We start from the raw sequence: 24,272 nt of genomic DNA, 5'->3' as shown, positions 1-24,272 counted from the left end.
ACGTATTCGAGACCTCAGGACGCGCAACGGGTGTCGATCTTCCATCGGTTTATCTCATGAGCGTGTTAGCGTGGCGCGCATGACCGACACCACCACCGTCGTCTCGCCGGCATCTCCGGCGACCGCAGCACCCCTCCGTGAGGTCGGCGCCCTGATCCGGGGCGCCCGCAAGGGCCGCAGCATGACGCAGGCCCAGCTCGCCGAACGCGTCGGCACCAGCCAGAGCGCGATCAACCGCATCGAGCAGGGTGGGCAGAACCTGTCCCTCGAGATGCTCACCCGCATCAGCGACGCCCTCGACCAGCAGATCGTCTCGATCGGCGGCGCCCCGCAGCGGGCCCACCTGCGCGTGCAGGGCGGCCGGAAGCTCAGCGGCTCCATCGCGGTGAACTCGAGCAAGAACGCCGCCGTGGCGCTGCTCTGCGCCTCGCTGCTCAACCGCGGCGTGACCCGTCTGCACAAGGTCGCCCGGATCGTCGAGGTCGACCGCATCATCGACGTGCTCCGCAGCCTCGGCGCGAGCGTCACCTGGTCGGAAGACGGCGAGACCCTCGAGATCGTCGCCCCCGACGACCTGCACCTCGACGCGATCGACGCGGACGCCGCCCGCCGCACCCGCAGCGTGCTCATGTTCCTCGGCCCGCTCAGCGGCCGGTACGAGTCCTTCCGTCTGCCCTACGCCGGCGGCTGCGACCTCGGCACCCGCACGGTCGAGCCGCACCTCATCGCGCTGCGTCCGTTCGGCGTGGACGTCGAGGCGACCTCCGGCTGGTACGAGGTCGACGTCGCGAACCAGGCCGTCCCCACCAAGTCGGTCGTGCTCACCGAGCGCGGCGACACCGTGACCGAGAACGCGATCCTGGCCGCCGCGGCCCGCGACGGCGAGACCGTCATCCGGAACGCCAGCCCCAACTACATGGTGCAGGACCTCTGCTTCTTCCTCGAGCTGCTCGGGGTGCAGATCGAGGGCATCGGCACCACCACGCTCCGCATCACCGGCAAGAGCCGCATCGACGAGGTCGTGGACTACTGGCCGAGCGAGGACCCGGTCGAGGCGATGAGCCTGCTGACCGCCGGCATCGTCACCGCGTCGACCCTCACCGTGACGCGTGCGCCGATCGAGTTCCTCGAGATCGAGCTCGCGACCCTGGCCGAGATGGGCCTGCGCTTCGACGTCAGCGAGGAGTACGCAGCCGCCAACGGCCGTACCCGTCTCGTCGACATCACGGTGCACCCGTCCGAGCTGCACGCGCCGATCGACAAGATCCACGCGATGCCGTTCCCCGGCCTGAACATCGACAACCTGCCGTTCTTCGTCGTCATCGCTGCCATGGCCGAGGGCACCACGCTCGTGCACGACTGGGTGTACGAGGGACGGGCGATCCACCTGCTCGACCTCACCCGCCTGGGCGCGAGCGTCACCCTGCGTGACCCGCACCGCCTCGACGTCACCGGCCCGACGCACTTCTCAGGGGCCGAGATCAGCTGCCCGCCGGCGCTGCGGCCCGCCGTGGTGATCCTGCTGGCGATGCTCGCGGCGAAGGGCGAGAGCGTCCTGCGCAACGTCGGCATCATCGCCCGTGGCTACGAGCAGCTGCAGGAGCGCCTCAACTCGCTCGGTGCGTCCATCGAGACGTTCCACGACTGACGCTGAACCCCCGCTAGACACCGGTGTTCGCCGGTTGAACACGCGCAGACCGCGGTTCAACACGCGAACACCGGTGTTTTGCGTTCCCGCGCGACCCGACGGCCCGTCCCCGCAAGTGGGGACGGGCCGTCACCCGTTCTGCGGAGTCCCCACGGGCCTCCAGGCCGATGCCCAGGAGCGCTCCATGCGCCGCCGAGGCCGACCGTGCTGGATGGGCAGATGGCCACGAGATCACTCCTGACCGTCCCCCTGCTCATCACCGTCGCGGCCGCCGCGGCGGCCTGGCTGGTGCTCGGCCCCGCCGCAGCGCTCGCCTTCGTGGCCCTCGCGTTCCTCGAGATCGCGATGGCCGCGGACTCGTCCGTGCCGATGGCCGGCATCGCCGGCCGACTGCACTCCCCCGCCCGGCGGCTGTTCCTGTCGCTCGGCATCGTCGCGGGCGTGCTCGCGATGCGCCTGCTCCTGCCGCCGGCCGCCGTCGCGGTCGGTGACGCGACCGACCCGGCGAGCTCGGTGGAGGAAGCCATCTTCGCACCCGGTTCGTTCTCCGCGCACCTGGCCGAGGTGCGTCCCGCCCTCGCCGCCTTCGGCGCCGCGTTCATCTGGCAGGTCTTCGCCGAGTACCTGTTCAACACCGACCGCGCGTCCCGCAGGTCGTGGCTGGGCAGCCTGGAGGCGCGGCTCGCCTCCGTCGCGCGACCCCGCGTCTGGTCACTGGTCACCGCTCTGACCGGGGTCGTGGTGACCTCCGTGCTCGTCGGGTCGCGTTCCGGGTGGGCCGCCGGTGCGCTGCTGCCGGTCGCGCTCGGCGGGGTGGCCGGCATCGCCGCGTACCTCGTGTCGAAGCGGACGGCGGCGTGGGCGCTGCGCAGCGGCCGCCTCGGCGGCGGGTCGGACACGGCGTCGATCGGGGTCGGCCGCGGAGCCTGGCGCATCCACCTCTACGCGTCGACGGTCGTGTTCGAGCGGGGGCTCGTCGTGTTCATGCTGTTCGAGATCCTCGATGGCGTGTACAGCCTGGCGGGGTCCGGGCCGCTCGGATCGGACGGGCTCGGGGCCCTCGAGCAGGCCGCCGTCGCCATCGGGGCGATCGGGGTGGGCGCGGTGTTCCTGGCCCGCCTGACCTCGCGGGTCGACCAGGCTGCGGGGCTCAAGCGGCTGCGGTACCTGAAGGCCGGGGCGGCGTACGTGCTCGGGGTGCTGTCGGTGCTGCTGTGGGCGAGTCTGCTCGTGCCGATCCCAGGCGTCGTCGTGGGGTGGTTCGGGACCGTCGTGATCGGGTCGGCGCTGGTGAGTTCCCTGCCGTGGCGCGCGTGGTGGCGGCGGGTGGTGCGGCGGCCGCGGGCGGTGTGATGCGTCGGCTCGTGACGCGTCGTGCGGCGCGGTGCGGCGCGTCGTCCGGGTGTGGTGCGGCGCGTCGTCCGGCTGTTCTGGAAGGATCCACCGTGGATCGGCGTTGACTGGCGGGTCGGACGACGATCGGAGTGCACGTGCTGGGACCGGAACTGGTGGTCGTGCTCGGCCTCGCCATCGCACTGACGGCGGCCGTGGCCGACCGGATCCGGATCGCACCACCCGTGCTGCTCCTGGTCTTCGGCGCGCTGCTCGGGCTCGTGCCGGAGTTCGCGGACGTCGAGCTCCCTGCCGAGGCCGTGCTGCTGCTGTTCCTGCCGGCGCTGCTCTACTGGGAGAGCCTGACGACGTCGCTCCGCGAGATCCGGAAGAACCTGCGCGGCATCGTCCTGATGGGCACCCTGCTCGTCGTGGTGACCGCCGGCGCCGTCGCCGTGCTGCTGCACCTGCTCGGGATGCCGTGGGGGCCGGCCTGGGTGCTCGGTGCCGCGGTCGCCCCGACCGACGCGACCGCGGTCGGCGTGCTCACGAAGATGCTGCCGCGGCCGAACGTCACGGTGCTCCGCGCCGAGAGCCTGGTGAACGACGGCACCACCCTCGTCGTCTACGGCATCGCGGTGGCCGTCACCGTCGGCACGCAGGAGCTCACGTTCTGGGGCGTGTCCGGCATGCTCGTCCTGTCCTACATCGGCGGGGTCGCCGCCGGGCTCGCCGCCGCCTGGATCGGGACGATGGTGCTGCGGCGCGTCGACACCGTCGTGCTCGAGAACCTCGTCACCCTGCTCGTGCCCTTCGCAGCCTTCCTGGCCGCCGAGGCCATCGGCGCCTCCGGCGTGCTCGCCGTCGTGGCGGCCGGCATCGTCGTCAGCCAGGTCGGCCCCAAGCTCGACCGCGCCGAGACCCGACAGCAGGTGCGCGCGTTCTGGTCGTTCCTGACCTTCCTGCTCAACGGCGCGCTGTTCGTCCTGGTCGGTATCGAGGCGATGGTCGCCGCCCGCGCGCTCGACCCCGCCGACCTGCTGCGTGGGACCGGGATCGTCTTCGCGGTCGCGGTGCTGCTCGTCATCGTGCGGTTCGCGTTCCTCAACGCCGCGGGCGGGACCATCTGGCTCGTCACCCGGCGCACCGGCGGGGAACCCCGCGAAGGGCACCGCGACCGGCTCGTCAGCGGGTTCGCCGGGTTCCGGGGCGCGGTGTCGCTCGCCATGGCCGTCGCCGTGCCGCGCACCCTGGAGTCCGGTGGCGACTTCCCCGAGCGGGACCTCATCGTCTTCGTCACCGCCGGCGTGGTCATCGTCACGATCGTCGGCCAGGCCCTCGTGCTGCCGGCCGTCCTGCGTCGCGCCGCGCTGCCCGAGGACGAGTCCGTCAGCGAGGAACGTCGCTACGCCGAACGCACCGCGATCGAGGAGGCGCTCGATGCGCTCCCCCGCCTGGCACGGTCGACCGGAGCCGATCGTGCCACCGTCGATCGCCTGCGGAAGGACTACGAGGCGCACCTCGACGTGATCGAGGCCCGCGAGGGGGACGACGACGACCACCCCGCGCTGCAGCGGCACGACAACGCGGTCGCCCTCGAGCTCGCACTCGTCCAGCACAAGGCGAGGACCCTGTTGCGCCTGCGCGACGCCGACGAGATCGACGACCTGGTGCTGCGCCAGGTGCGTGCGGGGTACGACGCGGAAGAGGCGCGGTTGGATGGCATCGAGTCGGTGGCGTCACCGCCCACGTCGTCGTAGGGCGACTCCGCGCACACCTGGTCGAAACGGGCGCACCCGGTCTGTCGTTCTGACCGGGTACGCCCGATTCCCGTTCCCATTGCAGCCGTCATGGGAAGGAACGCACTCGCTCGGCCTGCCGGTCAGGGCCGCGCGTCGAACCGTCGGCGGTAGCTCGAGGGTGTGCTACCGAACGCCGCGGCGAAGTTCTGCCGCAGCGTGACCGGGTTGCCGAACCCGCACGCTGCGGCGATCCGGTCGACAGGCAGGTCCGTGGCCTCGAGCAGCCGACGGGCCTCGTCCAGACGGCGACTCCGTACCCAGGCCGCCGGGGTGGTGCCGGTCGATGCCTTGAAGGCCCGGACGAAGCTACGGCGGCTCATGTGGGCCGCCGCAGCGAGTCGGTCGACGCCGAGATCCTCGTCCAGGTGCTCGACCGCCCAGGCCGATGCCGTCGCCACCGGGTCGTCACCCAGACGCTGCACGACCGGGCGCTCGATGTACTGGGCCTGCCCGCCTTCGCGGTGCGGCGCGACGACCAGGCTCCGCGCGACCCGGTTCGCCGCGTCGGCGCCCAGCCGCGTCCGCACGACGTGCAGGCACGCGTCCAGCCCGGACGCCGTGCCCGCCGAGGTCAGCACGTCACCGTGGTCGACGTAGAGCACGTCGGCGTCCACGGTGACGTCGGGGTGCGCGGCGGCGAGCCGATCGACCGCGCGCCAGTGCGTGACGGCGCTGCGTCCCGCGAGGAGCCCGGCACCGGCGACCGCGATCGACCCGAGGCACAGACCGACCACGACCGATCCCCGCGCGTGCGCGTCGACGACCGCCCGCTCCGTCGGTGTCGGCAGGCGGGTTCCGTCGTCGGTCCAGGACGGCACCACGACCAGGTCGGCGTCCGCGGCGGCGTCGAGCCCCTGCACCGGTCCGAGCGTCAGTCCCTCGGCGGTCCGGACCGAACCGTGCCGGTCGGAGAACACGACGGTCTCCCAGTCGGCGAGCCCGAGCCGGGTGACCTCGTCGAACACCATCTGCGGGACCGACAGGTGGAACATCGTGATGCCGTCGAAGGCGTAGATGGCGATCCGCACGCGCGACTCCTCCGGTTTGGCCTGGATCCATCGTACCGACGCACGCGTGCCAATCGCACCGAGCGCATCCACGGACGAGGATCGTGGAGTACGCACACCGACCCAAGGAGCTCCCGTGTCCGATCCCCAGCGCGCCCTCGTCCTCGTCGACATCCAGCTGGAGTACTTCAGCGGTCCACTGGAGGTCCGGTTCCCGCCCGTCCGCGACGCGCTCGCGCAGATCACGACCGCGATCGACGCCGCGACGGCCGCCGGCACGCCGATCGTCGTCGTCCAGCACACCGCCGGCGACGCTGCGCCGGTGTTCAACCCGACGACGGAGGCGTTCGCCCTGCACCCCGAGATCGAGCGGCGACGGACGCCCGAGTGGCATCAGGTCACGAAGCAGTTCAGCTCCGTGTTCGCCCACACGGACCTGCTCGCCTGGCTGCAGGAGCGGTCGGTCGACACGGTCACCCTGGTCGGCTTCATGACGAACAACTGCATCATCGCCTCGGCAGCCGAGGCGGAGGCGCTCGGCGTCTCGGTCGAGGTGCTGTCCGATGCGACCGGCGCGATCAACATCGTCAACGCCGGCGGGGCCGTGTCCGCCGAGACGGTGCACCGCACCCTGATGGCGTTGTTGCAGTCGAACCTCGCCGCCGTCGCAACGACCGCGGAGTGGACGTCGGCACTCACCGCCGGAGTCGCGATCCCCGCGGACGCGCTGCCGACGTCGGCCGTCGCGGGAACCCAGCGGTTCCCGGGTTGACACCGGTTCTCATCTATAAATGTATTGCTACTTCTGCATATGTGATCTACGCTGAGGGCATCCCAACCGACGATCAGCAGGAGGTCACCATGGCCGAGCACGAGAACAGCGCAGAGCACACCGTCGCCGAGCACACCCACCAGGACGGCTGCGGCCACGAGACGGTCCAGCACGAGGACCACGTCGACTTCGTCCACGACGGACACAAGCACGCCCAGCACGGCGACCACTACGACGAGCACTGATCTCCTGATCAGCGCAGGCCCGTGATCAGCACCGATCGACGGACCTGCACGACGGCCCCGACGCACCGCGCCGGGGCCGTCGTGTTGCATGCACGTATGCGCGTGCGCTTACATGAGTCCATGTCAGACGGGATCGAAGCAGCAGCCGAACTCTTCAAGGCGCTGTCCTCGCCCGCCCGACTCCGGATCCTGTCCGCGCTGATCTCCCAGCCTTCCGACGTCGGCTCCCTCGCCGAAGCGACCGAGCTGTCGCAGCCCCTGGTGTCCCAGCACCTCCGCACGCTGCGGCTCGCGGGCATCGTGCAGGTCGAGCGCATCGGGCGGAACGCCGTCTACTCGCTGCACGACGAGCACATCGCCCACATCGTCGGTGACGCGGTCAGCCACGTCAGCGAGTCCGAAGCCGGCTGAACCGCCGGCCACAGGCAGACTCCGTTCAGCAGCAGTCGCAACCCTCGCGCTCGCGTTCCCCGGTCAGCGCCGACACCGGCTGCTTGCACGCGTCACCGCGCCAGGCTTCGAGACCCTCGCGCACGGCGAACACGACCACGACGAGTCCTGCGAGCGGATCGGCCCACCACCAGCCGAACAGGCTGTTCGCCAGCAGGCCGAGCAGCACCGCCGCCGACAGGTAGCTGCAGATCAGCGTCTGCTTCGAGTCGGCGATCGCCGACGCCGAGCCGAGTTCGCGTCCGGTCCGCCGTTCGACGAGGCTCAGGAACGGCATGACCGCCAGGCTCACCGCGGCCAGGCCGATGCCGACCGGACTGTGCTCCGGCGACCGGACACCCGTGAAGGTCAGGACGGCATCGACACTGACCACCAGGGCGAGCCCGAAGAACGAGACCGCGATCACCTTCAGCGCCGTTCGTTCCCGGGCTTCCGGGTCACGCCCGGCGAGCTGCCACGCCACGGCCGCTGCCGACAGGACCTCGACGATCGAGTCGAGCCCGAAGCCGATCAGCGCGGTGGAGGACGCCACCGAACCGGCGGCGATCGCCACGACGGCCTCGATCACGTTGTAGGCGATGGTCGCCGCGACGATCCACCTGATCCGTTGCCGGAGCACGCCGACACGGGCCGGCGCGAGCGACATCGCAGCCGTGGTCACCGCTCGACCTCGCATCCGTCGTCGTCGGCGACGTCGACCGCCAGGACCACGTCGACCAGGGACTCGAGCGCGCGGGTGAGGTTGCGGTCCGCGATCTCGTAGCGGGTCCGACGCCCCTCAGGCACGGCGACGACGATCCCGCAGCCGCGCAGGCACACCAGGTGGTTCGACACGTTCGTCCGCGTCAACTCGAGTTCCTCGGCGAGCCGCGCCGGGTAGCCGGGTTCGTCGAGCAGCCGGAGCAGGATCCGCGCACGCGTGGGGTCGGAGAGCGCCCGCCCGAGACGGTTCAGCACGTCGCGCCGCGAGGCAATGGTCAGCATGTGCTGACCATACCCGCTCGGGCTCAGACGTCCCCGAGCCGCCGCCCGGTCAGCGCGTCGTTCCAGCTCGCGCGGCCGCCGGGAGCACGCGACTCGTGCACGCCGTCGTGGCCGCGTGGTCGATCACACCGCCAGCGGTCGAAGACGCTGCAGCAGCGGTGGTCGGACTGGTGGTCGGTGTCGGGGTTCTCGCGCATCGCACCGATGAGACGTCACGACGCGCCGTTTCGTCACGAACCGGCGCCGAACTCCATGCACCACGGACGATGGTGAGCAGGAACGGTCGAGTCCCCCTTCAGCACCCGACCGTTCCTGCTCACCAAGCACCCGGCGACGCGAGCGCAGCGCCCGCGACGCGAGCCCCCGCGCCTAGCGCTTCAGGTTCGTGAGCTCCTGCAGCACCTCGTCCGAGGTGGTGATGATGCGGGCGTTCGCCTGGAACCCACGCTGCGCCACGATCAGGTTCGTGAACTCCTGCGACAGGTCGACGTTCGACATCTCGAGCGTCCCCGCAGCGAGCGAACCGACGCCCGCCGAGCCGGGACCGCCGACCGTCGCACCGCCCGAGTTCGCGGTGGCGCGGTAGCCCGACGCCCCGGTCTTCTCGAGGCCGGCCGGGTTGGCGAACGTGGCGAGGGCGATGCGGCCGAGCGCGAGCGACGCGCCGTTCGAGAACGTGCCGGTGACGGTGCCGTCCTTCGCGATCGAGTAGCCCTGCAGCGCGCCGGCCTCGCGGCCGTTCTGCGAGCCGATCGCCGCGGTGTTGAGCGAGGCGAACCCGGTCAGGTCGCCCATGTCGACGCGGATGCCCCCGACGGCGAGGGTGCCGCCGGCGGTCAGCTTGCCGTCGGTGCCGAAGGTCAGCGAGGTCGTCGCCGTGGTGCCCTGGCCGTTGCGCCCGGTGACGTCCCAGCCGTCGGCGGTGCGCGTGTAGGCGAGCGACATCGTGTGCTTGGCACCCGAGGCGTCGTAGACGGTGGCCTCGCGCGTGATGGTCTGGCCGACCGCGGTCTCGGACGGCAGGTTGCCGGCGACCGTGGCGGCGGTGGTGCGGACCGCCGGGGCCGCTGCTTCGAGCGGCAGCGTGATGTCGGACAGCTGGCCGTTCTCGTTGACGACGCCGTTCGTGGCCGGGTAGCCCTGCACGATCTTGCCGTCGGCGGTGACCAGGCGGCCGTCCGCGTCGAAGTCGAACGCACCGGCGCGGGTGTAGACGGTGTCGTTGCCCAGGCGGGTGACGAAGAAGCCGTCGCCCGAGATCATCAGGTCGGTCGCCTTGCCGGTGGCCTGCGCCGAGCCCTGCGAGAAGTTCGTGGAGACCCCGGCGACCTGCACGCCCAGGCCGATCTGGGCGGGGTTCGTGCCGCCGATGCCGGTCTGCGGTCCGCCGGCGCCCTGGGTCATCTGCGACAGGGTGTCCTGGAACACGGTGGTCGACGACTTGAAGCCGACGGTGTTGACGTTGGCGATGTTGTTGCCGGTGACGTCGAGCATCTGCTGGTGGGAGCGGAGGCCGGAGATCCCGGAGTAGAGCGAGCGGAGCATGGTGCGTCCTTTCGGAGAGGCAGGAAGAGCGAGGAAGAACGAGGGAGTACGAGGGAGTACGAGGAAGAACGAGGGAGGAACGAGCGGGCGTCAGGACGCCGGAGCGGTGGTGGTGATGCCGGAGATCACGTCGAGAGCGACCTCCTTCCCGTTCACGGTGACCGTGGGGACGCTGTTCGCGTACGACACGGCCGAGGCGGCCCCGGTGACGGACTTGCCCGAGTCGGCGTCGGTGTAGCTGACCTGCTTGCCGACGAGGTTCGCTGCGGCGATGCGCATCTGGAGCGAGAAGTTCTCGTTCCCTGTCGTGGTCTGGTTGGTGATCTGCTCCATCATCGCGAGCTGCGTCTGCTGGCTGATCATCTGGTTGGTGTCCATCGGCGAGGACGGGTCCTGGTTGCGCAGCTGCGTGACGAGCAGCTTCATGAAGACCTCGGAGTCCATCGTCTGGGACTTCTGGGGCGTCGAGTTGGCGGCCAGGGCCGCTGCCTGCGCGGTCGGGTCCACGCTGCCGGTGATGCCGTCGATGGGCATGGTGAGTTCCTGTTCGTGAGCCGGATCAGGCGAGGACGTCGAGTCCCGCGGTGCGGATGGAGGGCGTGTGGGCGGTGGGCTGCGTGCGCGGGGTGACCCGCGCCTCCAGGCCCGGGTCGCCAGGCAGGGCACGCGCGGCCGGACGCTCGTCGCGACCCGGCGCGTCCTGCGGCTGGTTCTGCGACGACAGGTCGAGCGTGGTGCTCACACCGGTTCCGGCCGCGTCCCGCCGCAGGTCCGGCAGGACCTGGCGGACGGCCTCGCGGCCGGCGTCCGACGCGGCGAACAGCTCGACGTGCATGCCGTGTGCGGTGACGTGCGCGCGGACCGTGACCGGGCCGAGGCTGTCCGGCACGACCTGCACGGTGACGACGTGCTCGCCGGGGCCGGCCTGTGCGAGCGAGAACACCGGTCGCGCCAGCTGCTGGGCGAGCGGTGCCGGGGCCGGCGCGGTCGTCGCGGCGGGCGCGGCGGTCGGCGTCGTCGACATGACGAACGGCGTCTCGCCACCGCGGCTGGGGGCGACGGCCGGGAGGCCCGGATCACCCGGCGTCGACGCCTGCTGCTCCGTCCCGTGGCCGGCTCGGGAGCCGGCGCCGGCTGCCGGGGCGGCCGTGACGACCGGCGCCTGGCCCGGGGCCACGGTGGCGGTGTCGCCGTCGGCGGTGCGGGTGGCGGCGGGGGCCGCGGGGGCCGCGATCGCGGTGGCGGCCGTCGGGGCGGTGGTCGCCGGGTCGGTCGCGGCCGTGGCCATCGAGACGGCGGTCGTCGCGGATGTGGTGGTCGCGGGGGTGGCGCCCGCGGCGATCGTCGCGGCGGCGGCCGGAGACGCGGTGCCGGTGGGCGGCACGGCGGGGGTCGTCGTGGCTTTGGTCGCCGTGCCCGTCGTCGCTCCGGCAGCGTTCTGCCGTGCCCCACCCGACGTCGGCGACTGCTGCGGGGCCGCCGTGGCGGAGGCGGTGGTCGGCGCCGGGGTCGACGGGACCGGCGTCGAGGTGTGCTCGTTGACCGACGCCGGTGTCGCGGCCGTTCCGGAGGTCACCCCCGTGGCCACGGCGACGTGCTGGTCGCCAGCGGGCGTCTCGGCGGCGCCGGTGGCCGACTGGTCCTCCGGGCCACTCGTGAGGCCCGCCGGAGCGGTCGGTGCGGCCACGGTCACGAGTCCGGCGGCGAGCAGCGCCTGCGCGTCGACCGACGGGGAACCGGTCGCGAGCACCGACTGGTCCGACGCGGACGCGGACGCGGACGCGGACGCGGACGGCGTGGCGGCGGTGCTCGGCGTCGCGGCCGAGCCGTCCGCCGTGCGGCCGTCGGTGTCGTCCCGCCCGGCGGCACCGCCTCCTGGGCGCCGCTCGGTCGCGACGGCGGCGGTCAGTGCTGCGCCGAAGGACCCGGCAGCAGCGGGGTCGGACGATGCACCCCGGGTGGAGCCCGGTGCGGTGGGCACGGACGGCTGGGGGGCGATGGTCAGGCTCATGCGGCGCTCCCGGACTGCATCACGGACAGCAGCGCGGCGGTCTGCAGGTCGGTCGCGGAACGCGCTGTCGAGGCGGTCGGCGCGGCGACGGCCGCCGGGGCCGCCTGTGCGGGGACGATCCGGCGGATGGTCGCGATGTCGCCCTGGGAGTACCAGTTGTCGACGATCCGGACGTCCTTGCCGGGGCGCGGCGCGTGCAGCACCTTGCCGTCGCCGACGTAGATGACGACGTGGCCCTCGCCCTTCGGGATGATCAGGTCGCCGGGCTGCGCGTCCTTCAGGGAGCCGACCTCGACGCCCATCTTCGCCTGGTCCGGCACGACCCGGGGCATCGTGACCCCGAGGTCCTTGAAGACCGTCTGCACCAGGCCCGAGCAGTCCATGCCCGCGGTCGTCTCCCCGCCGAACACGTACGGCACACCGAGGTACTTCTTCGCGTCGGCCACGACGTCGGCGCCGGTCGCACCACTGCCGGTGGCGAGGGTTCCGGCGCCGGCGTCGACCGAGGTCGCGGGGGCACGGGTGCCCGTCGCGGAGGCTGCGGCGGTGGCACCGGCAGCGGCCGCCGCGCCGGTCGCGCCGTCGGCGGTGGCGAGAGCATCGGCGAAGGCCGAGGACCCCGCGGCACCGCCGGTGGCGGACGCGCTCGGGGCAGCCGTGGCCGTCCCGCCGCGCAGCGTGTCGATCTGGGACCGGATCTCCGAGATCCGGGAGAGCACCGCTTCGACGCTCATCGGGCACCACCTTCCGTGCGGCGTCGTGCCGCGATCTCGTCGAGGGCGTTCTGTTCGGTCCGGAGTTCCTCGGCCGCCTGCTGCTCGGTGTGCTTGCCCTCGAGCTTCTCGAGGCCGACGGCGGCACGACGGGCGGCGGTGTAGTCCTGCTGTGCCCGGTCGGCGTCGGCACGGCGGTTCTGCACCACGGCGTCGAGTTCCTCGAGCATCCCGCGGGTCGCGGCACGTGCTGCGGCGACGGCGCTCAGGGTGGCGGCATCCTGGATCGGCTGGGCGTCCTCGCTGTCGGCGAGGCTCCGGCGTGCGGCGATCCGGGCGTCGGCTGCGTCACGGACGCGCTCGTTCGCGGTGGCCAGCGTGGCGGCGGCACGGTCCTGTTCGGTGTGACGCAGGCGCAGGAGTCCGGCGAGCGGGAAGCGGCGGGCCATCACGACACCCCCAGCTGCTGCACGAGGCCGCCGAGGCGCTGCCAGGACGCGTCGGCGGTCGCCCGCTCGTCCATGCCCTGGCGCAGGAACGCGTCGATCGATCCCTGGTGGTCGACGGCGGCGTCCACGAGCGGGTTCGACCCGCGCTGGTACGCACCGACGTCGAGCAGGTCCTGGGCACCGGCACGGGCGGCCATCACCTTCCGCAGCACGGTGGCGGCGGCACGCTGCTCGGGTCGGGTGACCTTCGAGGCGACGCGGGACACCGAGCCGAGGGCGTCGACCGACGGGAAGTGCCCGGTGATCGCGAGCTTGCGGTCGAGCACGACGTGGCCGTCGAGGATGCTGCGGGCCGCGTCGGCGATCGGCTCGTTGTGGTCGTCGCCGTCGACCAGCACGGTGTACATGCCCGTGATGCTGCCGACGCGGTCGGTCCCGGCGCGCTCGAGCAGTCCCGCGAGCACCGAGAACGTCGACGGCGGGTAGCCCCTGGTGGCCGGCGGTTCCCCCACCGACAGCCCGATCTCACGCTGCGCCATCGCGACGCGGGTGAGCGAGTCCATCATGAGCACGACGTCCTGGCCGGCGTCGCGGAACGACTCGGCGATGCGGGTGGCCACGAACGCGGCACGCAGGCGCATGAGCGCGGGCTCGTCGGAGGTCGACACGACGACGATCGAGCGGGCGAGCCCCTCGGGTCCCAGGTCGTCCTCCAGGAACTCGCGCACCTCGCGGCCGCGCTCCCCCACCAGGGCGATGACGTTGACGGCCGCGTCGCTCCCACGGGCGATCATCGACAGCAGCGACGACTTGCCCACGCCGGAGCCGGCGAACAGGCCCATGCGCTGCCCGCGGCCGACGGTGGTCAGGGTGTCGAGCACGCGGACGCCGAGCTGCATCGGGGTGTCGATGCGGGTCCGGGCCATCGCGCTCGGGGTGTCGTGGTCGAGCGGGACCCAGGTCACCGGTTCGCCGCCGGGGCCCTCGAGCGGGCCGCGGTCGTCGATCGGTCGGCCGAGTCCGTCGAGCACGCGGCCGAACAGACCGGATCCGGTCGGCACGAGCACCGGGCGGCCGGTCGGACGCGCCGGGGTGCCCGCGGTCACGCCGGTCAGTCGGCCGAGCGGCATGCAGCGGACGCCCGAGGCATCGGTGGCGACGACCTCGACCGCGGTCTGCTCGCCGTCCTCGGCGCCGACCGTGACGACCTCGCCGACGCGGGCGTCGAGCCCGGCGATCGTCAGCCCCAGGCCGACGGCGCTCGTGACGACACCGACCCGCTGGGGTGCGGCCCGCAGCAGCGCCTCGTCGAGACCGCGCGGACGGAGCAGCGTGGCGGTCACCGGTCGGCTCCCGTCACGTCGACACCGAGGGCGGTGCGGGCGCGGTCGAGCGCCGTGGCGATGCGCGCGTCGAGCATGCCGTCCGGCAGGTCGACGACGGCGTCGCCGTCGCGCAGTGCGCCGTCGGCGACGACCGGCACCGGCAGGTCGAGGCCGGCGACGCGCGCGGCGTCTGCCGGGCTCAGCCGGACGGCCACCGGGACCGTGCGGTCGACGGACGCGAGCGCCCGCCGGACGGTGGCCTCCGCGCCGGACGCGATCCGGGCCTCCCGGCTGCCCTGTCCGTCCGGACCGACGACGGTCGCGTCGTGTGCGGGCCTGGAGGCGCGGACCACGTTCCCGACGATCGCCTCGGCCAGGTCGACTGCCGCGCTCGCGACCGACGCCTCGGCGTCCGCCAGGACGGGTGCGACCGTGGAGAGCATGGCGTTCGTGGCGGCGTCGAGGACCGCGATCCGGCGTGCCGTGTCGGCCTGCAGCGCGGTGATCCGCGCGGCGTGCTCGGTCTCGAGCCGGGCGCGCAGGGCGTCGGTCTCGGCCTGCGCGGCCCGCAGGCCGGCGGTGTACCCGGCCGCGTGCCCGCGGACGTCCGCGCTCGACGCACGCTCGCGTCCGGCGGGGTCGGCGAGCACCGGGAAGGCGACGCGGTGCACGACGGTGTCAGTCAACGAGCTCGTCCTCCTCGGCGCGGTGCACGGTGACGACGCCCTGGGCCTCGAGCTCGCGCACGGAGCGGACGACCTCGGCACGGGCTTCCTCGACCTGCGAGACGCGGACCGGGCCCATGGCCTGCAGTTCGTCGTCGAGCAGTTCGCGGTTGCGCTCGGACACGTTCGCGCGGATGGTCTCGACGACCGGCCCGGCTGCGCCCTTCATGGCGGTCGCGAGGATCTTCGAGTCGATGCCGCGCAGCACCTGCTGGATGTCGCGGGACTCGAGCTTCACGATGTCCTCGAAGGTCAGCATGCGGGAGCGGATGTCCTCGGCGAGCTCCGGGTCGCGGGCTTCGAGCCCCTCGAGCACGGCCTTCTCGGTCGCGACGTCCGAGCGGTTGATGATGTCGACCAGGGGTGCGATGCCACCGACGACCTCGACGCTCTCGCGCGGCGACACGACGGCCCCGGCGCGCTGGCGCAGCACGCCGGCGACGATGCCGACGGCCTCGGGGGTCGCGCTGCCCATGGTCGCGAAGGCCTGGGCGACGTCGGTGCGGACGCGCTCGTCGATCCCGGCGAGCACGGCACTGGCCTGCCCGGGGCCCAGGTGGGCGAGCACGAGCGCGATCGTCTGCGGCAGCTCGCCCTCGAGCAGGGAGATGACCTGGCCGGGTTCGGCGTCGTCGAGGAAGTCGAACGACTGGCCGGCGAGGTTCGAGGCCAGACGGTCCATCACGCCGGCGGCCCGCTCGGCACCGAACGACGCCTCGAGCAGCCCGAGGGCGGTCTCCTTGCCGCCGCGCTTCTGCAGCCGGCCGCTCATCGTGATCCGGTGGAACTCCGACAGCGTCTGGTCGACGACGGTGTCCTCGACGCGGCGCATCCGGACGATCTCGGCGGAGATCTCCTCGGCCTCCATCTCGGTGAACTGCTTCATCACCTCGGCGGCGCGGTCCGTCTCCATCTGCATGAGGATGAGCGCGACCTTCTGCGCACCGGTCAGGGCACGGTCGCTCGGACCGGAACCGCCGCCGGGGCTCGGCATCAGCGCGCTCACACCGGTGCCCGGTCGTCGAGGAGCCCGCGCAGGAGCTCGGCGGTGCGCTTCGGGTCGCGCTCGGCCAGGGCGGAGATGTCCTGACGGCGGCGCTCGGCGGTGATCTCCTCGGTCGTCAACACCTCGGTGGGGGCGTCCCCGCCGGGCATCGCCGACAGCACGGCGGTCGGGGCGTCACCGGCACCGAGTGTCGCCCGGTCGTCGACGCCGTCCATCGCGAGGGGCAGCTGGAACGTCTCACCGGCGAAGGCGTCGAGCTCGCCGAGGTCGACGGCCTCGCGCTCCTGCTTCCGGTTGCGGCGGGCGACGAAGAACATGATCGCGATGACGGCGAGGACGATGCCGATCACGATGCCTGCGGTGCGGATCGACGACCACAGTGCTTCCTGCTGGTCGGCCTTCTGCTGGGCCTCGAGGGCCTTCGCGGCCTGGTCGGAAGCGCTCGTGTCGAAGTCCATCATCGCGACCTTGACCTGGTCGCCACGGTTCTGGTCGACACCCGCGGCGGCGGACACCAGGTCGTTGATGCTCTGCAGGTTCGCGTTCTGCACCGCGTCGGCCTTCGAGTTCAGCGCGACCGAGATGGTCTGCCGGTCGAGCCCGCCCGAGGGGATCTGCGTGGTCTCGGTGGTGTGGTCGACGGCGTTGTTCTTCGTCGCCGATTCGTTCTTGTACCCGTCGTCGCCGGTGCCGCTCGTCGCGGTGCCGTTCGGGACGGCGATGTTGTCCGGACCGAGGACCCCGGTCGCGCCGGACCCCGCGCCGGCGCCGGCGCCGTACTCCTCGGTGGTGCTCGACTCGTTCAGCGCGACCGGGCCCGACGTGGGAGACGTGTAGCTCTCGGACGTCCGGGTGCCGGACTCCTGGTTCATCGTCCCGGAGACCACGACGGTCGCGTTGCCGACGCCGAGCGTGGTGTCGAGCAGGTCCTGGATCTTCTTGCTCGTCGCCGCGTCGTAGTCGGCGGCCTGGTCGGCGCCGCTCCCGGTTGCACCGGTGCCGACGGCGGACAGGGTCTGGCCCTTCGCGTCGACGACCGAGACGTCGGTGGGCTGCATGCCCTCGACCGAGGCGCTCGTCAGGTGCACGATGGCCTGCACCTGGTCGGTGCTCAGCTGCGTGCCGTTCTCGGTCGCGATGAACACCGACGCGGTCGGGTCCTTCTCCTCGGAGACGAACACCGACTTCTCCGGGATCGCGAGCTGCACGGTGGCGGTCTGCACGCCGTCCATCGCACCGATGGTCTTGGCGAGCTCGCCCTCCATCGCGCGCTTGTAGGTGACGTCCTGCTGGAACTCCGAGCTCGTCACGCCCATCTTGTCGAGCAGCGAGTAGCCGCCCTCGTTCGACGACGGCAGGCCGTTCGACGCCGCCTTGAGCCGCTCCGAGTACACCTGCGCCTGCGGCACGAGGATCGTCGCGCCGCCGTCGGTGAGCTGGAACGGCACACCGTCGGTCTGCAGCTGGTCCGTGATGGAACTCGCGTCGGCCGCGGCGAGCCCGGTGAAGAGCGGCGCGTAGGACGCCTTGCCGAGCCAGGACGCGAGGGCGATCCCGCCGAGCACGAGCGCCGCGATCGCCAGGATCGCGATGGTGCGCTGGGCGGCGGAGAAGCCCTTCACGTAGGCGCTGAGGCGCGCGAAGACGTTCTTGACGGCGACGGGCATCAGGCCTGCATCCTCATGATCTCGTTGAAGGCGTCGACGCCCTTGTTGCGGACGGCGGAGACGAGCTCGAGCGTGACCTGCGCGCGGGTGGCGGCGATCGTCGCGTCGTGGATGTCGTCGAGGTTGCCGGTCACGGCCTTGAGCGCCAGGGTCTTCGAGTCGCTCTGCAGCGACTGCAGCCCGTCGACGGCGTTGCCGAGGCTCGCGGCGAACCCGCTGCCGTCGGTCGTCGCGCCGGCGGCACCGGTGGCGTTCGTGCTGTCGCTGGACGTCCCCGAGACACTCGTCAGGGCGTTCGTCATCGCGTTGGTGGTCACACCGTTCACGGCGTCGATGGGCATCAGTTCTTCCCGATCTGCAGTGCCGCCTCGTAGGCGGTCTTGGCACGGTCGACCACGGCGGCGTTCGCCTGGTAGCCGCGCTGGGCCATGATGAGGTCCGCCATCTGCGTGCCGAGGTCGATGTCGGGCATGCGGACGTAGCCCTCCTCGTTCGCGAGCGGGTTGTCCGGGTCGTAGGTCACACGGCCGGCGGCGCTGCCGAACGCCGCGCCCTTGACGTAGGCGCCGGAGACGCCGTTGCCCTCCTGCACCTCGACGTAGCGCGCCTGGAACGCGGTGTCGTCCATCGACTTCACGGTGTTCGCGTTGGCGATGTTGTCCGAGACGGCGTCGAGCCACTTCCGGTGCACGGTCAGGCCGGTGCTCGCGATGCCGATCGCGTCGAAGGTCGTCACGAGTTCGTCCGCATCGCCGCACGGACGCTGGTGAGCTCGGAGTTCATCGCCTGCGTGGCGAACTGGTACCGAAGCACGGTGTCGATGTTCGACAGCGTCTCCTCGTCGAGGTTGACGTTGTTGCCGTTCGTGTTCGTCGGCTCGAGGCTGCGCGCCATCGTCGGCGTGGTGGCGCCGTCGCCGTCCACGATCGACTTCGCCAGGGCGTCCTCGAACTGGACCTTCTCGGCGTGGTAGTTCGTCGTGTTGATGTTCGCGATGTTGTTCGCGATCACCTTCTGGCGCATCGACAGACCGTCGAGTGCGCTCTGCAGCGCGACGCTCGTCACGGAATCGAACACGAAGGGTCCCCTCGTCAGGCGTCGTCGGTGCGACGTCGCCGTGCGGTGGTGGCCGATCCCTGGCCGAACTGGTGAGCGATCCGTGCTCGAGTGGCGCTATCGGAGTCCGTCGTCCGCCGCGTTAGGCGTCGCCCCGAACGGGGGGCGGTGGGTGCGGGGTCGGTGTGCGGTGTCGCTCGTTGCGCGGGCCTGCAGTTGCACGCGCACGAGAGCGACACCGTCGACGTCGTACGACATCGACATCGTCGCCCCGGGCACGCGCCACCAGTTGCACGCGCGCGGAAGCGACGGAGCCGACGTCGTACGACAACGACGACGTCGCCCGTTGCGCGCGCCGGCAGTTGCACGCGCGCGAGAGCGACAGGGTCGCCGTCGTACGACGACGACATCGTCGCTCCGTGCAGACGCCGCCAGTTGCGCACGCCGGCAGTTGCACGCACGCGGAAGCGACAGGGTCGCCGTCGTACGACGACGACATCGTCGCTCGGGGCGCGGGTCAGGCGGAAGCGTCGAGGTACACGGAGCCGCGGGGCTCGCGCGTGGCGTCGACGGCGCGCAGGGCACCGAGGTGCTCCAGCGTCGAGCGGCGGTCCGCCTCGAGCACCGTCATCCGGTCCCGCTGCGCGGCGAGCAGCCGGGAGGCCCGTCCCACCAGGTCCCGCGGCAGCGGTCCCAGCCCGGCCGGCTCCGACCACCCGGCCACGGCCGTGGAGTCGGCCGCCTGCCCGGCGGCATCGCGCTCCAGGGAGGCGAGCAGGGCCTCCCATCCGGCTCGTCCGTCCGGCTGCTCAGGCGACAGCTCTGCGGACGGCTCAGGCGACACCGAGGGCTCCCCCGGTCGGCTGCTGCGTGGTGGGCGTCGCGGGCAGCGACGCGGCTGCCTCGTGCCACGACTGACGCAGCGGCTCGAGGATCCGGATGCAGTCGCGGGTGGCCTGCACGTCGCGGTGCACGTTCGCCGTGATGAGCGAGGTGGAGGCGTAGTTGTAGACGGCGAGCAGACCCTCGCCGCCGTCCCAGACGTCGATCCGGAGTGTGCTGGAGAGCTCACCGACGATCGCCTGGGCGTGCAGGAGCTGCTCGCGGGCCGCCTCCCAGTCGGCGGCGACCTGCGCGGCCTCCGCACGGTGCAGGTCGAGCAGCAGCCGGTCGTAGAGCATCGTCACGAGCTGGGCCGGCGTCGCCGACAGCACGGCCTCGTTCGTGTACTGGGCACGACGCTGGTCGGTGACGGTGCGCGGCTGGGCGGCCTGGCGGAAGGCGGCTGCCTGGAAGTCGAAGGTCATGGTCGTTCCCGTCAGCTCGACGTCGAGGCCAGCTGGCCGGCGAGCCAGCTCGACTGCGACTGGAGCTTGCTGAGGCTGGTCTCGAGGGATGAGTAGAGGGTCTGCAGCGCGGCCCGGCGCCTCGTCAGCCGGTCGGTCCAGCTGTCGATCTGGGTGTTGAGGTCCTTGGCGACGGCCTGCTGTCCGGTGATGGACGTGGTGATGGAGCCGTCGTACTTGTCGGAGGCGGCGCTGGCCGCGGCACCGACGTTCGCGGCGACGCCGGAGAGCATCGCCTGGGTGGCCTTCGGATCGGCGGCGAGTGCCTTCTGGAAGACCTCCGGGTCGAAGGTGAAGCTGCCGTCCCTCGTGATCACGATCCCGATCGTCGACGGCGACTTGCCGTCGACCGGGGCGGACATCGTGCTCGTGAGCCGCTGCACGGCGTCGCGGGACGCACCGTCGCCGAGCAGGACGCCGGCCTTCGTCGTCGTGGTGCCGGACGTCGCGCTGGTCGAGCTCGACACCGCGGTGTTCGTCTTGTAGTAGGCGGCGACCGCGTTCATCGCGTCGACGAGCCCGGAGGCCACGGACTGGGCCTTGGTGGTGTCCTGCGCGACCGTCACGGTGACGGGTTCGGTGGTGGCCTTCGACACGGTGACGTCGAGCCCGGGGACGAGCCCCGTGAAGGTGTTCGTCGCGCTCGTGACCGTCTGCGCGGCGGCGGTGCCGGCCCAGAGCGTGACGCTGGCGTCGGTCGCCGTGGTGACGACGGCGGCACCGGTCTCGGTGAGGACGTTCGTCGCGGTGCCCGCAGCCACGTCGTCGGCGCCGCCCCGGTACACCTGGAAGCCGCCGGCCGCCCCGGTCGTGGCGGACGTGAGCTGCAGGCGGTAGAGCTTGCTGCCGTCGGCGTCGGTGCCGGCGGAGACCTTCGTCGCGGTGACGCCCGCACCGGACTTGTTCAGGGCGGACACGGCGTCGTCGAGCGAACCGGACGCCGGCGTCACGGTGGTCGGCTTGCCGTCCGCGCCGACGATCGTGATCGGCTGCGCACCGGTCGACCACGTCGACATCGCGGCCGTGACCCCGACCTGTGCCGAGGCGGTCGAACCGACGGTGAAGCTGATGGAGCCGGCGGTCGCCCCGGTACCGGTGACGGCGGTGACGCTCGGCGCGGTGCTCGTCGCGGCGAAGAGGTCGAGCGACGAGGCCTTCGCGGCGTCCGCGGCCTTCGTGGCGAGCCCCTGGATCAACCCGTTGAGCGTCTGCAGTGACGAGATGAACGAGTTGGTGGTGATGAGCTTGTTCTTGAGCAGGGTCTGCGGGACCCCCTCGACGCTCATCAGCGAGTTGATGAGGTCGGTCGTCTTCAGGCCGCTGACCAGACCGTCGATCGCGAGGCTGCTGCTCGAGGACACGGACGAGGACATCGTCGACACTCCCTGGCGTCGTGGAGGTGGTCAGGATGGTGGCGTCCGTCCTCCGGGACACCCGATCGGGCCCGGAGGACGGACGTCGTGATGGCTAGCGCAGGAGCGAGAGCACGCCCTGGGTGCTCTGGTTCGCCTGCGCGAGCATCGAGGTGCCGGCCTGGCTCAGGATGTTGTCGCGCGTGTACTTGACCATCTCCTGCGCCATGTCGACGTCGGTGATGCGCGAACCGGCAGCGGTGAGGTTCTCCTTGGCCACGTTCGTCACGTTGATGGCGTGGTCGAAGCGGTTCTGGACCGCACCGAGGTTGGAACGAGCCTCCGAGACCGACTTGATCTGCGCGTCGAGCTCGGTCACCGCGAGGCGAGCGTTGTCGCCCGTGGTGAAGTCGAGCGCCTTGACCGCCGTGGCGACCTTCGAGACGTCCGCGCCGGTGAGGTCGACGTCGATCTTGCTGGCGTCGGAGCCGTCCGCGCCGACCTGGAAGGTCAGCTTGCCGGTACCGGGACCAGCAGCCGTGGTGGAGGCCTTGCCGTCGAGCAGCTTGATCCCGTTGAAGTTGGTCGAGTCCGAGATGCGCTGCAGCTCCTCCTGGAGCTGACCGACCTCGGTCGTGATCGCCTTCCGCGAGTCCTCGTTGTTCGAGTCGTTGCCGGCCTGGACAGCCAGGTCGCGCATGCGCTGGAGGATCGAGTGGGTCTCGGTGAGGCCACCTTCAGCGGTCTGCACGACGGAGATGCCGTCCTGCGCGTTGCGGGCGGCGACCGTGAGGCCACCGACCTGGGACTTCAGCCCCTCGGAGATCGACAGACCGGCAGCGTCGTCGGCAGCACGGTTGATGCGGAGGCCGGTCGAGAGCTTCTCGAGGGACTTCGACAGGTCGTTCTGCGTCGCGTTGAGGTTCCGGTACGTGTTGAGTGCCGAGAGGTTGGTGTTGATGGACATACCCATGGTGGTTTCCTCCGTGAATGTGGGTCGTGCGTCGGCCCGTCCGTGGGCTGACATGGATGACTCTCGGCCGGTTGCCGGGAGTCGTTAGGGGATCAGCGGAGAACTTTCCGCCGACGTCTCAACTCGCCGCGACGGCCGGGCCGGACGCGACGTCGTGCACGGCACGGGCGACACCGGCGGCGGCGTTCGTGGCGACACGGGCGAGGTAGGCGCTGCGGCGAGCCGCGGTGGTGCGGCTCGCGGGCTCGACGGTGGTGCCGTCGCCGTAGTGGGCGGCGAGACCGTCGTGGAGCAGGCGCATCGCCTCGGAGCGCTGCTGCGAGACGGCCGAGTGCGTGATGCCGAGCTCGGCGGCGACGTCGGTGACCGAGCGGTCGCCGAAGTACACGGCCTCGACGATGAAGCGCATCCGCTCCGGCAGGGCCTCGACTGCGGCGCGGAGGTACCGGCGCTTCTCGGTCTCGAGCAGGTCGTCCCCGGGGAGCGGCAGGTCCGCGGCGACGAGGTCGTGCACGGTCTCGTCGAGCGGCGCGACGGTCCGGGCGGCGTCGCTCATCGCGTCGACGGCGGTCTGCTTGTCGACGCCCATGGCATCGGCGATCTCCTGGGCACCGACGCTCCGACCGAGGCGTGCGGACAGGGCCTCCTGCGTTGCCAGGGTCTCGCGGATCCGCTTCCGGGTGCCGCGGGAGGCCCAGTCGGCCGAACGCATGTCGTCGGCCAGCGCACCGGCGATCCGGGTGCGGGCGTAGGCGCCGAACGGCACGCCGAGGGTGGGGTCGAAGGCCTCGGCGGCTGCGACGAGTGCGAGCGATCCGACGGCGGCGAGGTCGTCGCGGTCCAGGTGCGTCGCCCGGGAGCGGACGTCGGCCACGATGTAGCCCACGAGCGGGAGGTGCTCCACGATCATCGCGTTGCGTTCGGTGCGGTCCATGCTGTTCCCCTGGTCGACCTGACGTGTGTCGGCTCACCCGTCCGTGGGCGCGACGGACGCCGGCCTCGGATGGCCGGTACGTACGCCGAAGACCCGCCCGGGTCCCTCCGAGCGGTGCACCCCGCATCGTTCCCGAGCGGTTCCGGGTGTCCCCCGGGGTGCGTTCTGAATGTATCGGCTGGCAATGCGCTGAACAGGTGCACAACCGTCCCCAGTGCGGGGGTGTCAGGCCCCGTTTCGGGTCGGCATTTGGGGGGACCCGCGGTCGGGAACGCTCGTTCTTGTCCCCCGACGGGGGTCATCGGGTCACAGAGTCGACGAGTACGGGGGACGGCACTCGGCCGCCGGGGCTTACGGTCGCGGTCACGGAGTCGATAGGTCCCGGTGTCCGCAGGATGACGGACCGGGGACCACCCCGACGAACCACCACCTGGGAGGAGCTGATGAGCGTGAACGACCTGTCCGCCGTGCTCTGGCGCGAACGCGAGCTGCTCGAACTGCTCACCTTCAAGCTCGAGGAGGAACAGCTCCTGCTCACCGCGGGCCGCTCCCGCTGGGTGTCGCACGCCAGCCGCGAGGTCGAGCAGGTCCTCGACCGGCTCCGCAGCACCGGTCTCGAGCGCGCCGCGCAGAGCGCCGAGGTCGCCGAGGAGTGGGGCGTGGCCGCCGACGCTCCCCTGCGCGACGTCGTCGCCGCGGCACCGAACGGGCCGTGGGGCGAGATCCTGTCGTCACACCTCACCGCGATGGTCGAACTGACCACCCAGATCGGTGCCCTGCGCGACGAGAACGACCGGTTCCTCCGTGCCGCCGCCCAGGCCACCGAGGAGACCCTGGCGGGGACCGTCACCGGCGCCGCCACCTACGACGCGAGTGGCACGTCCGGCCCAGGCCAGGACGGCGCCCGCCTGTTCGAGGGGACGCTGTAAC

General features: G+C 71.7%; 28 protein-coding genes. 7 read left to right on the top strand and 21 right to left on the bottom strand.

Features of this window, described 5'->3' with window-relative positions; translation table 11 throughout:
- Nucleotides 1-79: 79 nt before the first annotated feature.
- From ABRP24_RS05380 to ABRP24_RS05370, 3 genes are all read left to right on the top strand, one after another.
- Nucleotides 80-1,648 (top strand): UDP-N-acetylglucosamine 1-carboxyvinyltransferase, encoded by a 1,569-nt coding sequence (locus ABRP24_RS05380; RefSeq protein WP_176708770.1) that lies wholly within the window; start codon nt 80-82, stop codon nt 1,646-1,648.
- Nucleotides 1,649-1,867: 219 nt separating this feature from the next.
- Complete coding sequence (locus tag ABRP24_RS05375) at nt 1,868-3,001, top strand: DUF475 domain-containing protein (RefSeq protein ID WP_349849287.1); 1,134 nt, start codon at nt 1,868-1,870, stop codon at nt 2,999-3,001.
- 137 nt (nt 3,002-3,138) lie between these two features.
- A complete protein-coding gene (locus ABRP24_RS05370; RefSeq protein ID WP_349849289.1) occupies nt 3,139-4,740 on the top strand; it encodes a Na+/H+ antiporter in 1,602 nt (533 codons plus the stop codon).
- 122 nt (nt 4,741-4,862) lie between these two features.
- Here ABRP24_RS05370 and ABRP24_RS05365 read toward each other — a convergent pair whose 3' ends face one another.
- Complete coding sequence (locus tag ABRP24_RS05365) at nt 4,863-5,810, bottom strand: helix-turn-helix domain-containing protein (protein WP_349849291.1); 948 nt, start codon at nt 5,808-5,810, stop codon at nt 4,863-4,865.
- Nucleotides 5,811-5,925: 115 nt separating this feature from the next.
- On the opposite strand from ABRP24_RS05365, the gene ABRP24_RS05360 reads away from it, so the two are divergent.
- From ABRP24_RS05360 to ABRP24_RS05350, 3 genes are all read left to right on the top strand, one after another.
- Nucleotides 5,926-6,561 carry an isochorismatase family protein gene (locus ABRP24_RS05360; RefSeq protein WP_349849293.1) on the top strand — a complete coding sequence of 212 codons (636 nt, stop codon included), beginning with the start codon at nt 5,926-5,928 and terminating at the stop codon, nt 6,559-6,561.
- Nucleotides 6,562-6,650: 89 nt separating this feature from the next.
- Nucleotides 6,651-6,806, top strand: coding sequence for a hypothetical protein (locus tag ABRP24_RS05355; RefSeq protein WP_017887460.1), 156 nt, complete (start codon nt 6,651-6,653; stop codon nt 6,804-6,806).
- A gap of 120 nt (nt 6,807-6,926) precedes the next feature.
- The gene (locus ABRP24_RS05350) at nt 6,927-7,217 is read left to right on the top strand and encodes a helix-turn-helix transcriptional regulator (RefSeq protein WP_027465525.1); all 291 of its coding nucleotides are present in this window, start codon (nt 6,927-6,929) and stop codon (nt 7,215-7,217) included.
- A gap of 25 nt (nt 7,218-7,242) precedes the next feature.
- Here the strand turns inward: ABRP24_RS05350 and ABRP24_RS05345 are convergent, their stop codons facing one another.
- The 20 genes from ABRP24_RS05345 to ABRP24_RS05250 form a co-directional block, all read right to left on the bottom strand.
- On the bottom strand, nt 7,243-7,917 hold the full coding sequence (locus ABRP24_RS05345) for a cation diffusion facilitator family transporter (RefSeq protein WP_371836715.1): 675 nt from the start codon (nt 7,915-7,917) through the stop codon (nt 7,243-7,245).
- A complete protein-coding gene (locus tag ABRP24_RS05340) occupies nt 7,914-8,240 on the bottom strand; it encodes a metalloregulator ArsR/SmtB family transcription factor (RefSeq protein WP_349849298.1) in 327 nt (108 codons plus the stop codon). Before ABRP24_RS05340 ends, ABRP24_RS05345 begins: the two co-directional genes overlap by 4 nt.
- A gap of 23 nt (nt 8,241-8,263) precedes the next feature.
- Nucleotides 8,264-8,437 carry a hypothetical protein gene (locus ABRP24_RS05335; RefSeq protein ID WP_349849300.1) on the bottom strand — a complete coding sequence of 58 codons (174 nt, stop codon included), beginning with the start codon at nt 8,435-8,437 and terminating at the stop codon, nt 8,264-8,266.
- 172 nt (nt 8,438-8,609) lie between these two features.
- A complete protein-coding gene (locus ABRP24_RS05330; protein WP_349849302.1) occupies nt 8,610-9,785 on the bottom strand; it encodes a flagellar hook protein FlgE in 1,176 nt (391 codons plus the stop codon).
- Nucleotides 9,786-9,875: 90 nt separating this feature from the next.
- Nucleotides 9,876-10,319 carry a flagellar hook capping FlgD N-terminal domain-containing protein gene (locus tag ABRP24_RS05325; protein WP_349849304.1) on the bottom strand — a complete coding sequence of 148 codons (444 nt, stop codon included), beginning with the start codon at nt 10,317-10,319 and terminating at the stop codon, nt 9,876-9,878.
- Between the two features lie 25 nt (nt 10,320-10,344).
- Nucleotides 10,345-11,796 (bottom strand): flagellar hook-length control protein FliK, encoded by a 1,452-nt coding sequence (locus ABRP24_RS05320; RefSeq protein ID WP_349849306.1) that lies wholly within the window; start codon nt 11,794-11,796, stop codon nt 10,345-10,347.
- Entirely contained in the window at nt 11,793-12,530 is a 738-nt protein-coding gene (locus ABRP24_RS05315) for a C40 family peptidase (RefSeq protein WP_349849308.1), read from the bottom strand. The genes ABRP24_RS05320 and ABRP24_RS05315 overlap by 4 nt, the downstream gene beginning before the upstream one ends.
- Nucleotides 12,527-12,958, bottom strand: a complete 432-nt coding sequence (locus ABRP24_RS05310) for a flagellar FliJ family protein (protein ID WP_071403924.1) — start codon at nt 12,956-12,958, stop codon at nt 12,527-12,529. Before ABRP24_RS05310 ends, ABRP24_RS05315 begins: the two co-directional genes overlap by 4 nt.
- Nucleotides 12,958-14,301 (bottom strand): FliI/YscN family ATPase, encoded by a 1,344-nt coding sequence (locus ABRP24_RS05305; RefSeq protein ID WP_110863829.1) that lies wholly within the window; start codon nt 14,299-14,301, stop codon nt 12,958-12,960. The genes ABRP24_RS05310 and ABRP24_RS05305 overlap by 1 nt, the downstream gene beginning before the upstream one ends.
- Nucleotides 14,298-14,969: a hypothetical protein gene (locus ABRP24_RS05300; protein ID WP_349849311.1), complete on the bottom strand. Its 672-nt coding sequence runs from the start codon at nt 14,967-14,969 to the stop codon at nt 14,298-14,300. Before ABRP24_RS05300 ends, ABRP24_RS05305 begins: the two co-directional genes overlap by 4 nt.
- Nucleotides 14,962-16,002, bottom strand: coding sequence for a flagellar motor switch protein FliG (gene fliG / locus ABRP24_RS05295; protein WP_071244891.1), 1,041 nt, complete (start codon nt 16,000-16,002; stop codon nt 14,962-14,964). The genes ABRP24_RS05300 and fliG overlap by 8 nt, the downstream gene beginning before the upstream one ends.
- An 8-nt stretch (nt 16,003-16,010) precedes the next feature.
- Nucleotides 16,011-17,681 (bottom strand): flagellar basal-body MS-ring/collar protein FliF, encoded by a 1,671-nt coding sequence (gene fliF / locus ABRP24_RS05290; protein ID WP_071244598.1) that lies wholly within the window; start codon nt 17,679-17,681, stop codon nt 16,011-16,013.
- Complete coding sequence (fliE, locus tag ABRP24_RS05285) at nt 17,681-18,022, bottom strand: flagellar hook-basal body complex protein FliE (RefSeq protein ID WP_027465513.1); 342 nt, start codon at nt 18,020-18,022, stop codon at nt 17,681-17,683. Before fliE ends, fliF begins: the two co-directional genes overlap by 1 nt.
- Nucleotides 18,022-18,417 (bottom strand): flagellar basal body rod protein FlgC, encoded by a 396-nt coding sequence (locus ABRP24_RS05280; RefSeq protein WP_071244596.1) that lies wholly within the window; start codon nt 18,415-18,417, stop codon nt 18,022-18,024. The genes fliE and ABRP24_RS05280 overlap by 1 nt, the downstream gene beginning before the upstream one ends.
- Nucleotides 18,414-18,758 carry a flagellar basal body protein gene (locus ABRP24_RS05275; RefSeq protein ID WP_017886135.1) on the bottom strand — a complete coding sequence of 115 codons (345 nt, stop codon included), beginning with the start codon at nt 18,756-18,758 and terminating at the stop codon, nt 18,414-18,416. Before ABRP24_RS05275 ends, ABRP24_RS05280 begins: the two co-directional genes overlap by 4 nt.
- Nucleotides 18,759-19,254: 496 nt before the next feature.
- The gene (locus tag ABRP24_RS05270) at nt 19,255-19,581 is read right to left on the bottom strand and encodes a hypothetical protein (RefSeq protein ID WP_176708760.1); all 327 of its coding nucleotides are present in this window, start codon (nt 19,579-19,581) and stop codon (nt 19,255-19,257) included.
- Nucleotides 19,571-20,044, bottom strand: a complete 474-nt coding sequence (gene fliS, locus ABRP24_RS05265; RefSeq protein WP_027465510.1) for a flagellar export chaperone FliS — start codon at nt 20,042-20,044, stop codon at nt 19,571-19,573. The genes ABRP24_RS05270 and fliS overlap by 11 nt, the downstream gene beginning before the upstream one ends.
- An 11-nt stretch (nt 20,045-20,055) precedes the next feature.
- Nucleotides 20,056-21,444, bottom strand: coding sequence for a flagellar filament capping protein FliD (gene fliD, locus ABRP24_RS05260; protein WP_349849315.1), 1,389 nt, complete (start codon nt 21,442-21,444; stop codon nt 20,056-20,058).
- A gap of 106 nt (nt 21,445-21,550) precedes the next feature.
- Nucleotides 21,551-22,408: a flagellin gene (locus ABRP24_RS05255; RefSeq protein WP_027465508.1), complete on the bottom strand. Its 858-nt coding sequence runs from the start codon at nt 22,406-22,408 to the stop codon at nt 21,551-21,553.
- Between the two features lie 118 nt (nt 22,409-22,526).
- Nucleotides 22,527-23,342, bottom strand: coding sequence for a sigma-70 family RNA polymerase sigma factor (locus ABRP24_RS05250; protein WP_349849317.1), 816 nt, complete (start codon nt 23,340-23,342; stop codon nt 22,527-22,529).
- A 443-nt stretch (nt 23,343-23,785) separates the two neighbouring features.
- Between ABRP24_RS05250 and ABRP24_RS05245 the strand changes: the two genes are divergently transcribed.
- On the top strand, nt 23,786-24,271 hold the full coding sequence (locus ABRP24_RS05245) for a flagellar protein FlgN (protein WP_071244593.1): 486 nt from the start codon (nt 23,786-23,788) through the stop codon (nt 24,269-24,271).
- The last annotated feature ends 1 nt before the right edge of the window (nt 24,272 follow it).

Origin of the sequence: Curtobacterium sp. WHRI 8282, assembly GCF_040223925.2 — a bacterium.
GTDB lineage: Bacteria > Actinomycetota > Actinomycetes > Actinomycetales > Microbacteriaceae > Curtobacterium > Curtobacterium flaccumfaciens.
Note: the sequence above shows the minus strand (reverse complement) of the source record. Positions and strands in the feature narration are given on the sequence as shown.

What these genes read in the sequence shown, in the direction of transcription:
- ABRP24_RS05375 (WP_349849287.1), top strand. Translation starts at nt 1,868, where the DNA reads ATGGCCACGAGATCACTCCTGACCGTCCCCCTGCTCATCACCGTCGCG.
- ABRP24_RS05245 (WP_071244593.1), top strand. Translation starts at nt 23,786, where the DNA reads ATGAGCGTGAACGACCTGTCCGCCGTGCTCTGGCGCGAACGCGAGCTG.
- ABRP24_RS05380 (WP_176708770.1), top strand. Translation starts at nt 80, where the DNA reads ATGACCGACACCACCACCGTCGTCTCGCCGGCATCTCCGGCGACCGCA.
- ABRP24_RS05340 (WP_349849298.1), bottom strand. Translation starts at nt 8,240, where the DNA reads ATGCTGACCATTGCCTCGCGGCGCGACGTGCTGAACCGTCTCGGGCGG.
- ABRP24_RS05330 (WP_349849302.1), bottom strand. Translation starts at nt 9,785, where the DNA reads ATGCTCCGCTCGCTCTACTCCGGGATCTCCGGCCTCCGCTCCCACCAG.
- ABRP24_RS05325 (WP_349849304.1), bottom strand. Translation starts at nt 10,319, where the DNA reads ATGCCCATCGACGGCATCACCGGCAGCGTGGACCCGACCGCGCAGGCA.
- ABRP24_RS05355 (WP_017887460.1), top strand. Translation starts at nt 6,651, where the DNA reads ATGGCCGAGCACGAGAACAGCGCAGAGCACACCGTCGCCGAGCACACC.
- fliG (WP_071244891.1), bottom strand. Translation starts at nt 16,002, where the DNA reads ATGCCGAGCCCCGGCGGCGGTTCCGGTCCGAGCGACCGTGCCCTGACC.
- fliF (WP_071244598.1), bottom strand. Translation starts at nt 17,681, where the DNA reads ATGCCCGTCGCCGTCAAGAACGTCTTCGCGCGCCTCAGCGCCTACGTG.
- ABRP24_RS05350 (WP_027465525.1), top strand. Translation starts at nt 6,927, where the DNA reads ATGTCAGACGGGATCGAAGCAGCAGCCGAACTCTTCAAGGCGCTGTCC.
- ABRP24_RS05250 (WP_349849317.1), bottom strand. Translation starts at nt 23,342, where the DNA reads ATGGACCGCACCGAACGCAACGCGATGATCGTGGAGCACCTCCCGCTC.
- ABRP24_RS05315 (WP_349849308.1), bottom strand. Translation starts at nt 12,530, where the DNA reads ATGAGCGTCGAAGCGGTGCTCTCCCGGATCTCGGAGATCCGGTCCCAG.
- ABRP24_RS05255 (WP_027465508.1), bottom strand. Translation starts at nt 22,408, where the DNA reads ATGGGTATGTCCATCAACACCAACCTCTCGGCACTCAACACGTACCGG.
- fliS (WP_027465510.1), bottom strand. Translation starts at nt 20,044, where the DNA reads ATGACCTTCGACTTCCAGGCAGCCGCCTTCCGCCAGGCCGCCCAGCCG.
- ABRP24_RS05335 (WP_349849300.1), bottom strand. Translation starts at nt 8,437, where the DNA reads ATGCGCGAGAACCCCGACACCGACCACCAGTCCGACCACCGCTGCTGC.
- ABRP24_RS05320 (WP_349849306.1), bottom strand. Translation starts at nt 11,796, where the DNA reads ATGAGCCTGACCATCGCCCCCCAGCCGTCCGTGCCCACCGCACCGGGC.
- ABRP24_RS05310 (WP_071403924.1), bottom strand. Translation starts at nt 12,958, where the DNA reads ATGGCCCGCCGCTTCCCGCTCGCCGGACTCCTGCGCCTGCGTCACACC.
- fliE (WP_027465513.1), bottom strand. Translation starts at nt 18,022, where the DNA reads ATGCCCATCGACGCCGTGAACGGTGTGACCACCAACGCGATGACGAAC.